General features: G+C 55.5%; 11 protein-coding genes. 2 read left to right on the forward strand and 9 right to left on the reverse strand.

Annotated elements, in window-relative coordinates; all coding sequences use genetic code 11:
• From PROAA_RS16655 to PROAA_RS16665, 3 genes are read right to left on the reverse strand one after another with little or no spacing between them, the layout of a single operon-like run.
• Window positions 1-1,230 carry an argininosuccinate synthase gene (locus PROAA_RS16655; RefSeq protein WP_186412422.1) on the reverse strand — a complete coding sequence of 410 codons (1,230 nt, stop codon included), beginning with the start codon at window positions 1,228-1,230 and terminating at the stop codon, window positions 1-3.
• Between the two features lie 14 nt (window positions 1,231-1,244).
• Window positions 1,245-2,180 (reverse strand): ornithine carbamoyltransferase, encoded by a 936-nt coding sequence (argF, locus tag PROAA_RS16660; protein ID WP_186412423.1) that lies wholly within the window; start codon window positions 2,178-2,180, stop codon window positions 1,245-1,247.
• A gap of 12 nt (window positions 2,181-2,192) precedes the next feature.
• Window positions 2,193-3,365, reverse strand: coding sequence for an aspartate aminotransferase family protein (locus tag PROAA_RS16665; protein WP_186412424.1), 1,173 nt, complete (start codon window positions 3,363-3,365; stop codon window positions 2,193-2,195).
• Between the two features lie 217 nt (window positions 3,366-3,582).
• On the opposite strand from PROAA_RS16665, the gene PROAA_RS16670 reads away from it, so the two are divergent.
• Complete coding sequence (locus PROAA_RS16670; protein WP_186412425.1) at window positions 3,583-4,353, forward strand: ParA family protein; 771 nt, start codon at window positions 3,583-3,585, stop codon at window positions 4,351-4,353.
• A gap of 22 nt (window positions 4,354-4,375) precedes the next feature.
• On the opposite strand, the gene PROAA_RS16675 is transcribed toward PROAA_RS16670, so the two are convergent.
• Window positions 4,376-4,624 (reverse strand): hypothetical protein, encoded by a 249-nt coding sequence (locus PROAA_RS16675; protein ID WP_186412426.1) that lies wholly within the window; start codon window positions 4,622-4,624, stop codon window positions 4,376-4,378.
• 221 nt (window positions 4,625-4,845) lie between these two features.
• On the opposite strand from PROAA_RS16675, the gene PROAA_RS16680 reads away from it, so the two are divergent.
• A complete protein-coding gene (locus PROAA_RS16680) occupies window positions 4,846-5,154 on the forward strand; it encodes a DUF3579 domain-containing protein (protein WP_186412427.1) in 309 nt (102 codons plus the stop codon).
• Window positions 5,155-5,217: 63 nt separating this feature from the next.
• Here the strand turns inward: PROAA_RS16680 and PROAA_RS16685 are convergent, their stop codons facing one another.
• The 5 genes from PROAA_RS16685 to lpxK all read right to left on the reverse strand — a co-directional run.
• Window positions 5,218-7,281 carry a sodium-translocating pyrophosphatase gene (locus PROAA_RS16685; RefSeq protein WP_186412428.1) on the reverse strand — a complete coding sequence of 688 codons (2,064 nt, stop codon included), beginning with the start codon at window positions 7,279-7,281 and terminating at the stop codon, window positions 5,218-5,220.
• Window positions 7,282-7,457: 176 nt separating this feature from the next.
• On the reverse strand, window positions 7,458-8,111 hold the full coding sequence (adk, locus tag PROAA_RS16690; RefSeq protein WP_186412429.1) for an adenylate kinase: 654 nt from the start codon (window positions 8,109-8,111) through the stop codon (window positions 7,458-7,460).
• Window positions 8,112-8,239: 128 nt separating this feature from the next.
• Complete coding sequence (gene kdsB, locus PROAA_RS16695; protein WP_186412430.1) at window positions 8,240-9,004, reverse strand: 3-deoxy-manno-octulosonate cytidylyltransferase; 765 nt, start codon at window positions 9,002-9,004, stop codon at window positions 8,240-8,242.
• 15 nt (window positions 9,005-9,019) lie between these two features.
• The gene (locus PROAA_RS16700) at window positions 9,020-9,196 is read right to left on the reverse strand and encodes a Trm112 family protein (RefSeq protein ID WP_186412431.1); all 177 of its coding nucleotides are present in this window, start codon (window positions 9,194-9,196) and stop codon (window positions 9,020-9,022) included.
• Window positions 9,177-9,854 (reverse strand): tetraacyldisaccharide 4'-kinase (gene lpxK / locus PROAA_RS16705; RefSeq protein ID WP_186412432.1); only part of this gene is annotated, 678 nt, incomplete at its 5' end. The genes lpxK and PROAA_RS16700, both read right to left, overlap by 20 nt.

A 9,854-nucleotide genomic window follows, 5' to 3' on the forward strand; every position in this document is an offset into this window, starting at 1 on the left:
TCAACTCTTGCGTTTGTCAAGCTTGGCCGCAATGCGCATTCGCAGCGCATTGAGCTTGATGAAGCCACCGGCATCCTTCTGGTCGTATGCGCCGGCATCATCCTCAAAAGTAGCAATGGTCGAATCGAACAGTGAATCGGTCTTTGAATCTCGGCCTGCAACGATGACGTTACCCTTGTAGAGTTTGAGGCGAACCCAACCGTTGACTTTCTGTTGAGTATGGTCAATCAGCGCCTGCAAGGCATTGCGTTCAGGGCTCCACCAATAGCCGTTGTAAATCAGGCTGGCGTAACGCGGCATGAGGTCGTCCTTGAGATGGGCAACCTCGCGATCCAGTGTGATCGACTCGATAGCACGGTGAGCACGAAGAAGAATCGTGCCACCGGGTGTTTCATAGCAACCGCGCGATTTCATGCCGACATAACGATTCTCGACAAGATCGATACGACCGATGCCATGTTTTCCACCGATCTGATTGAGCAGGGCCAGCAATTGGTCAGCCGGCATGCGCTTGCCGCTGATGGCAACAAGGTCGCCCTTCTCGAATTCAAGATCGAGGTATTCTGCTGCGTCGGGCGCCGCTTCCGGCGACACCGTCCAGCGCCACATCGACTCCTCAGCCTCGGCAGAAGGCTCCTCCAGGTGACGACCTTCATAGCTGATATGCAGAAGATTGGCATCCATAGAATAGGGCGAGCCACCCTGCTTGTGCTTCATCTCGACCGGTATGTCATGCTTCTCGGCATAGGCCAGAAGCTTCTCGCGCGAAAGAAGATCCCATTCCCGCCATGGCGCAATGATCTTTATGTCGGGCTTGAGTGCATAGGCACCGAGTTCAAAACGTACCTGATCATTGCCCTTGCCGGTCGCCCCGTGCACGACCGCATCCGATCCCGTCAGGTTAACAATGTCAATCATCCGCTTTGCGATCAACGGTCGCGCAATTGACGTACCCAGCAGATACTCGCCTTCGTAGACCGTATTGGCCCGGAACATCGGGAAAACGAAGTCGCGTACGAATTCTTCACGCAGATCGTCGATGTAGATGTTCTCGGGTTTGATGCCGAACTTGATCGCCTTTGGGCGTGCCGCCTCCAGTTCCTCACCCTGCCCCAAATCGGCCGTGAAGGTCACGACTTCGCACTGATAGGTATCCTGCAACCACTTGAGAATCACCGACGTATCCAGACCTCCGGAATATGCCAGAACTGCCTTCTTGATGTCACTCATTCAAAACTCCAGACTTACGAATTCATATGACCGAGTACCAGATACTCCATCAACGCTTTTTGTACATGTAGACGATTCTCCGCCTCATCCCAGACGACGCTCTGCGGGCCGTCGAGAACTTCGGCGGTAACCTCTTCACCACGATGCGCCGGCAGGCAATGCAGGAACAGCGCATCGTGTCGGGCGACACGCATCATATCCGCGTCCACTTGCCAGTCGGCAAAATCACGCTTGCGCTCTTCGTTCTCGGATTCAAAACCCATTGAAGTCCACACATCGGTCGTCACGATATCGGCGTTCGTTGCCGCCGCCATTGGATCGTCGATCTGCTCGAAGTGGTCAGTACCGTATAGCCCCGCACGCTCCGGTTCCACCCCATATCCCGGCGGGGTCGATACGCGGACATTGAAATCCAGTACTTCGGCGGCCTGCAACCATGTATTGCAAACATTGTTTGAATCACCGATCCAGGCCACCGTTTTCCCTTGAATCGGGCCTCGGTGCTCAATATAGGTATAGATATCCGCCATGATCTGGCACGGATGGTATTCGTTGGTTAACCCGTTGATCACCGGCACGCGGGAATACGCCGAAAGGCGTTCGACGGTTTCCTGCTCGAAGGTACGGATCATGATCAGGTCGCTCATGCGCGAGATGACCTGCGCCGCGTCTTCGACCGGCTCGCCGCGACCGAGTTGAGAATCGCGCGTATTCAAATAGATCGCCGCACCACCAAGCTGCTGCATTCCAGCCTCGAATGAAAGGCGAGTGCGGGTACTGGCCTTCTCGAAAATCATCACCAATGTGCGGTCAATCAACGGCCGATGCTGTTGATAGGACTTGAACTGTTCCTTGATCCAGCGCGTGCGCTCGAACAGGTAATCGAACTCATCCCGTGTAAAGTCCTTGAACTGCAGGAAGTGTTTGACGCCTGGCTTGACAATTCTCATGGCGGTCCCTGTTCAGGCAGCAAGAAAATCACGAATCAATTTGGAAAGCCGCGTTACGAGCTCTTCCCCTTCTTCCGCACTGAAGTTTAGCGGGGGCAGCAAACGCACGACCTTTTCGGCGGTTACATTGATCAATAGCCCGGCTTCCAGGCCGCGTGTCACCAGCTCAGCGCAGGGACGATCCAATTCGATGCCGATCATCAAACCCTGACCACGGATATCGACAACCCCATCAACTTCTTTCAGTGCCTGTGTCAGTCCTGCCTTGATCAATTGCCCCACCAATACGGCATTGGCAATCAATTGATCGTTTTCGATCACGTCGATCGTGGTCGTCGCTGCCGTAGTCGCCAACTGGTTGCCGCCAAAGGTCGACCCGTGATTGCCTGGACAGAAGAGTCCTGCGGCTTCACCAGCAGTAAGGCAAGCACCGATCGGAATACCGCTCCCGAGCCCCTTGGCCAAGGTCACCACATCCGGGCGAATACCGGCATGCTGGAAGCCGAACCACTTACCGGTACGGCCCATGCCACACTGCACTTCGTCGCAGATAAACAGCCAACCCATTTCGTCGCAAAGCCGACGAAGCCCACGTTGAAAATCGATATCCGCAATATGAATACCGCCCTCACCCTGTACGATTTCAAGCATGACGGCAACGACATTCTTATTCTTTTCGGCGATGGCGCGAATGGCATCCAGCTCATTGTAAGGCGCGCGCACGAAACCCGATACAAGGGGCTCGAAACCCGCTTGTGCCTTGCGATTGCCCGTCGCCGACAGGGTTGCCATTGTTCGACCATGAAAAGCCTTCTCCATGACGATGATGGCCGGACAGTCGACACCTCGCCGGTGACCGTAGAAGCGCGCAAGCTTGATCGCCGCTTCGTTGGCTTCACAACCCGAATTGCAGAAAAACACCTCATCCATTCCTGCCAGGGCGGCGAGCTTGTCGGCCAACTGCTCCTGCTGCGGCATTGCATAGAGATTGGAGGTATGCAACAGGCGTCGACACTGCGCAGCAAGCGCGGCCACCAACTCAGGATGATTATGCCCAAGTGTGGAAACGGCGATTCCCGACAACGCATCGAGATAGATTTTGCCCTCGGTGTCGGTTACCCAGCTACCGTCGCCATGACTGAAGGCGACCGGCAACCGGGCATAAGTGTTCATTAGGTGAGACATACACAACCCCTTGATGAGGCTCTGAAACTGAAACGGCGGCTGGCGCCGCCGGAGAGTCACGCATCATCACGCATCAGCACTGAACCGGTACCTGCTCGTACTCGTTCGCGAGAACTGCCTGCCGATATTGCAAGGGGTGGAATTCTAAGGGAAAAACAGTGGCTTGTATATAAGCTCGAAAAGCGATCAGGATGCAGATAGCGCGCTACAATGCGTTATGCGCATCGCTGTTTTCAACCAGAAAGGTGGCGTCGGCAAGACAACAACGACGCTAAACCTCGCGGCCGCCGTTGCCCGTGACGGTGGGCAGCCATTGTTGCTTGACCTTGACCCACAGTGCCACCTTTCGCACATCCACGGATCCATACCACGGGATTCAGCACGCAGCCTCTTCGGGTTTTATCAAGGCTTGCATGCGCTTGATGAACTGGCCGTTCCGTGGGAAGGCCTTGGCAGGATCGTTCCGTCCCATCAACAATTGATCAAGGTCGACTCGATTTTTGGCAAAGGCCCGGCAGTTCTGAACAAATTGCGCCTTGCCCTTGATGCCATGGATGAGTCGATACCGGGAAACGCAGCGCAGAACTCGCTTATCGATTGTTGCCCTTATGTCGGCGTTTTGGCGCTCAATGCCATTTTTGCGTGCGATGCATTGCTCATCCCGATTTCAACCGATTACCTGTCCTTGCTGGCAGCAGACCAAATGACTCGAACACTGGCCATTCTCGAACCGGTACTCAAGCGACGCGTCGAGCGCCGCTATCTTCTGACAAGGTATGATCGCCGGCGCAGAATGAGCAAGGACGTGCAGACGCAATTGCTCGAGCGTTATGGTGAAGAAGTATGCAGAACCGTTATTTCGGAGAATGTGGCAATTGCAGAAAGCCCCTCAATGAACCGGGATGTTTTCAGCCACAATGCTTCCAGCGTTGGCGCCAAAGACTACACGGCCCTCTACGGGGAGCTTCGACAACAAGGTCTCCTTTGAGGAGAGTTTCGGGCAGGAACCGCTATTTGCTTGTCTCGACGGAAGCCGGTCCCGATATGAGATCGACAACATCTTCGAAATTCACCATGCCAACACGCGGCATCTGAACGAGCAATCGCTTCGCTTCGAGGATCTCGCAGCCAAGATAGATCTGGCGCAACTTGCGCTCGGCATCCGGTGCGTCCTTGCCAAATATCAACAGATTGTCGACAACCGCTCCGCTGCGGGTGCGGATACGGAAACCATATTTAGCTGTAGGCGATAGCTGCATAAAGTACCTCTATATCAAATAGATGTGACGACTATATGCAGTAAATTATACGAATACAAGGCAAGTGTCCATTATTTTCGTATGACCAATAGGTCGAAATGGCTGTTTTCGGGCCGATCCGAAGCCGGGCATCGGCGATAGTGCGACTTTCTGATAGAATCCGCGCGTTCACAAGACAAGCAAGATTTCAACACTAAGAAACTGTTTTTTGCGACCAAAAGATGCGATTTTCCTCCAATACCCCATTCATCATTGTCGGAATAACCGGTGATGGCACTCGTTTCCGCCCCAGTGACTGGGCGGAGAGGCTGTGCGGCGTTCTATCGGCATTTGGTGCCGAAAAGAAAATGAAATACTCGCCTTATGTCAGCCCCGGCCAGTACAAGGCCGAAAAAGCGGTTTTCGTGGATGGTCGGTTCTACGAGATCGAGCCCATGGCATACCGCTTCATCCTCAACTTTGCGCAGGACAATGACCTGCAACTTATCGAAGGTGTCAGGCGCAACGAGAACAAGATCGACACGATCTGATCGACGATGAAAAGAAAAGGGGCAGCGTAAGCTGCCCCTTTTCATTGCTTTGACTACCTGGAATCAGGCCACTACAGGAAGAATCGGCACGATCATCAGCGCAACGATATTGATGATTTTGATCAGCGGATTCACGGCCGGTCCAGCCGTGTCCTTGTAGGGGTCGCCAACGGTATCGCCGGTCACCGAGGCTTTGTGGGCTTCAGAGCCTTTGCCACCGAAGTGACCGTCTTCAATGTACTTCTTGGCGTTATCCCAGGCTCCTCCGCCGGTCGTCATGGAAATAGCGACAAACAGACCGGTAATGATTGTTCCCATCAACAATCCGCCGAGCGCCTTAGGCCCCAGCAGCAGACCAACAACCACCGGCACCAGCACAGGCAGGAGCGACGGAACGATCATTTCCTTGATCGCCGCCGTGGTCAGCATACCGACCGCCCGGGAGTAATCCGGCTTGTCCGTTCCGTCCATGATTCCCGGAAGCTCCTTGAATTGCCGGCGCACTTCGATGACCACCGAACCCGCGGCGCGCCCGACAGCCTCCATCGCCATGGCGCTGAACAGATACGGAATCAGCCCGCCGAGAAACAGGCCGATGATCACCATGTGATCGGAAAGGTCAAAAGACATGACAACACCACCCATCTTGGACTCAAGCGCGTGCGTGTAGTCGGCAAACAGCACCAGCGCAGCCAGGCCCGCCGAGCCAATGGCGTAACCCTTGGTTACTGCCTTGGTGGTATTGCCCACGGCATCAAGCGGATCGGTCACGTCACGCACTTCCTGCGGCAACCCGGACATTTCGGCGATACCGCCTGCATTATCCGTAATCGGCCCGTAGGCATCGAGCGCGACGATGATTCCGGTCATCGACAGCATTGAGGTCGCGGCGATGGAAATGCCATACAGCCCTGCCAATGCATAGGTAACGTAGATCGCCAGACAGACGGAGAGTACCGGCAGCGCGGTTGCCTTCATCGAGACGCCCAAACCAGCGATGATGTTGGTGCCGTGTCCGGTCGTCGAAGCTTCTGCCACATGTTGTACTGGCGAGAAATCGGTTCCCGTGTAGTACTCGGTAATCCACACCAGCAAACCCGTCAGCACCAGGCCAACCGTCGCCGCACAGAATATGCTGAACGAGCTGACCAATTTACCGTCAGCAAGCATGATCCCGTCGCCCAGCATCCAGCTTGTTACCGGGTAGAAAGCAAGCAACGCCAAAATACCAGCCACCGCGAGACCACGATAGAGAGCATTCATGATCTTGCCGCCATCATTGGCCTTGACGAAGAAACAACCGATGATCGAAGCAATGATCGAAACACCACCCAGAACCAAAGGGTAAATAATCAGGTTGTCGTTGGCATTGGCCACACCCTTGAGCATCATCGCGCCAAGCACCATCGTAGCCACCACCGTAACGGCGTAGGTTTCGAAAAGGTCGGCAGCCATACCGGCACAATCGCCAACGTTGTCGCCAACGTTATCGGCAATCACCGCCGGGTTGCGCGGGTCGTCTTCGGGGATGCCTGCTTCGACCTTGCCAACCAGATCGGCGCCTACGTCAGCGCCCTTGGTGAATATGCCTCCGCCCAGTCGGGCAAAGATGGAAATCAGCGATCCGCCGAAAGCCAGCCCCACCAGCGGCTCGACTGCATGCTGAAAATCGGCACCGCCCCCGCGCAAGTACGCATAGTAGCCCGCCACACCGAGCAGCCCGAGGCCGACAACCAGCATACCCGTGATTGCCCCACCCTTGAAGGCCACATCAAGTGCGGCAGCAACACCGCTACGCGCCGCCTCGGCGGTTCGCACATTGGCTCGCACCGACACGTTCATGCCAATGAAGCCGGTGGCACCCGAGAGCACGGCACCGATGACAAAACCAACAGCCATCAGCTTGCCCAGAAATATTGCGATCAGGATAGCAAGAACAGCACCGACGACGCCTATCGTCGTGTATTGCTTGTTCAGGTAGGCCGATGCGCCAACCTGAATCGCCCTGGCGATTTCCTGCATACGATCATTGCCTGCCGGCAACGAAAGAATCCACTTGGTCATCACCGCACCATATAGCACCGCGACCACCGCGCATACCAGCGCAAATACGAGACCTGCCGACATGAATACCCCCTATCAAGTTTACTCTGGCCCGTCGGGAAACTCCTTGGGCACCGGATTGCTCAACGATCTGCTTTAAACCTGTTCACGCCTCCTCTTGTGGGAGGTATTGCTTGCTATACCGCAACCAAATTTTGAACCCTTCGAATATCCCGATCTGCGGATTTTCGACGACGAAACTATTTCAATGCTGCAAACGCAGCCTGCTTGATCTGCTCGATACTGCCAACGCCGGCAACTTTGCGGCATTTGGGCGCCTTGACATCGCCCGTGGCAAACCACTTGCTGTAATACTCGATCAATGGCTGTGTTTGCGAATGATAAACCTGCAGACGCTTCTTGACGGTTTCTTCGCGATCATCGTCACGTTGAATCAGCGCTTCACCCGTGACATCGTCCTGCCCCTCGATCTTTGGCGGATTGTGTTTGACATGGTATGTTCTTCCCGATGCCAGATGAACCCGGCGACCGCTCATCCGTTCGATGATTTCCGAATCGGCCACGTCGATTTCCAGCACGAAATCCAGAGCCGTACCGGCAGACCGCAAGGCCTCCGCCTGCGGAATCGTTCGCGGGAATCCGTCAAACAGATAGCCCGCTGCGCAGTCCGCCTGCTTGAGCCTCTCCTTGACCAGCCCGATGATGATGTCGTCGGACACCAAACCACCCGCATCCATGACCTTGCGCGCCTCAATTCCGAGGGCAGTACCGGCCTTTATCGCGGCACGCAGCATATCGCCGGTTGAAATCTGAGGAATGCCGAATTTTTCACAGATGAATTGTGCCTGTGTGCCTTTACCGGCGGCTGGCGCACCCAGCAAGATTAGTCTCATTGCCCTGCTTCCTCGGAGAGAATCGAACTAAACGATTTAGTATACCACCAGCTCAACATGGTGACTTGCCAACGTCTTCAAAAATGGTACTGAAAAGTACCTTCAATTGGCCTGTCGGTCAAACGTTTTCACATCTTGCGAAAGCATTCCTGCATTCGAACCGCGTCTTCCCGCGTATCGACTCCCGGCAATGGCTGATGATTGGTAATCAGTACATTGATACGGAACCCGTGCCAGAGGGCGCGTAGCTGTTCCAGCGCCTCGAATTCCTCAAGCGGTGAAGCCTTCAAACGTGAAAACGCCCGCAAAAAACGGGCGCGATAGGCATACAAGCCGATATGCCGATACGCAGGAATCCCGGAAGGCAAGGTGTCATTTCCGGCATCGCCCGCAAAGTGATCGCGCGGGTAAGGAATCGGAGCGCGGGAAAAGTACAATGCATCGTCGTTCGCCTTGCACACCACTTTGACCACGTTCGGATTTAGGAAATCGGCAGCGAGCGTGATCGGATGCGCCAAGGTAGCGATATCCGCTCCGCTCGAAGCCAGTTGGCTCGCCACCTGAGCAACCAGCTCTGGATCAATCAATGGCTCGTCGCCTTGAACATTGACCACGATGGTTTCGTCGTCCCAGCCGCGCTGCGCAACGACCTCAGCCAGACGATCGGTCCCGGTCGGATGATTTGCATCGGTAAGCATCACCGACAGGCCATGCCGAGCAGCGGCCTCCTGTATATCGGCGTGATCGGTCGCGACCCAGACTTCTTCGGCACCTGAAAGGACCGCACGCTCGGCCACCCTGGCGACCATGGGCTTGCCACCGAGATCAAGCAGGGGCTTGGCTGGCAGGCGGGTCGATGCGTAACGGGCAGGAATGACAACCTTGAATTTCATGCCGCCACCTGAAATTCAGGTTTCCTGTGCGTCAAGGTGACGCGCCTCTTCTTCAAGCATCACCGGGATGTCATCGCGCACCGGGAAAGCCAGTTTGCATGGCTTGCAGATCAGCTCCGCCTCCGCCTTGTGGTACTCGAGATTCGCCTTGCAAATCGGGCAGACGAGGATATCAAGCAAGCGCGCGTCCATCGATTTTCTCCAGAATAATGTCAAGCAAGGAATGGTCAGCGGATGCTGAAATGACTTGCGCCTCTACCGGCAGAACCCAAGCCACACCTGCAACCAACGCGGCGCATTTTACCGCATCTTTCTCGGTCATCAGCACTACTCCATCGTGCGCAAAGGCAAGATCGGCAGCACGGTATATGTGATGATCAGGGAATGGACGTGCCTCAAACTCAAGGCCCAAAGCCTCAAGCTGTCTAAAGAAACGGGAAGGATCGCCAATACCGGCCATCGCGTACAGCCGTTTGCCCTGCAGATCGTCAGCGGAACAGCTGTGCTGCGCGTCCGTCAGCAAGTAGAAGCGTTGCCCCACCAAGCGCATCTCAAAATGAGGAACGCCGCGCGTGGCGTCCTCCTTCTGTGCCAGTGGGGTCGCGCTCCGCACCACCGCCGATACCGCCGCCAAACGTTGCAAAGGCTCTCGAAGCGGTCCCGCCGGCAACAACCGGGCATTCCCCGCACCGCGTCCGTCAAATACGGCGATTTCGACAGCGCGCTGCAAGCGGTAGTGCTGCAGGCCGTCATCTGAAACGATGACATTGCACTCCGGATGATTGTCCAGCAAAGCCTGACCCGCAGCCACGCGATCGCGACCGACAAAAACCGGCACATTGACGCGCCG

This window comes from Candidatus Propionivibrio aalborgensis (assembly GCF_900089945.1).
Taxonomy (GTDB): Bacteria; Pseudomonadota; Gammaproteobacteria; order Burkholderiales; family Rhodocyclaceae; genus Propionivibrio; species Propionivibrio aalborgensis.

Coding starts and splice junctions, on each gene's coding strand:
- PROAA_RS16700 (WP_186412431.1), bottom strand. CDS start 9,196: ATGGACGCGCGCTTGCTTGATATCCTCGTCTGCCCGATTTGCAAGGCG.
- PROAA_RS16655 (WP_186412422.1), bottom strand. CDS start 1,230: ATGAGTGACATCAAGAAGGCAGTTCTGGCATATTCCGGAGGTCTGGAT.
- PROAA_RS16680 (WP_186412427.1), top strand. CDS start 4,846: ATGCGATTTTCCTCCAATACCCCATTCATCATTGTCGGAATAACCGGT.
- PROAA_RS16675 (WP_186412426.1), bottom strand. CDS start 4,624: ATGCAGCTATCGCCTACAGCTAAATATGGTTTCCGTATCCGCACCCGC.
- PROAA_RS16685 (WP_186412428.1), bottom strand. CDS start 7,281: ATGTCGGCAGGTCTCGTATTTGCGCTGGTATGCGCGGTGGTCGCGGTG.
- adk (WP_186412429.1), bottom strand. CDS start 8,111: ATGAGACTAATCTTGCTGGGTGCGCCAGCCGCCGGTAAAGGCACACAG.
- PROAA_RS16665 (WP_186412424.1), bottom strand. CDS start 3,365: ATGTCTCACCTAATGAACACTTATGCCCGGTTGCCGGTCGCCTTCAGT.
- argF (WP_186412423.1), bottom strand. CDS start 2,180: ATGAGAATTGTCAAGCCAGGCGTCAAACACTTCCTGCAGTTCAAGGAC.
- kdsB (WP_186412430.1), bottom strand. CDS start 9,004: ATGAAATTCAAGGTTGTCATTCCTGCCCGTTACGCATCGACCCGCCTG.
- PROAA_RS16670 (WP_186412425.1), top strand. CDS start 3,583: ATGCGCATCGCTGTTTTCAACCAGAAAGGTGGCGTCGGCAAGACAACA.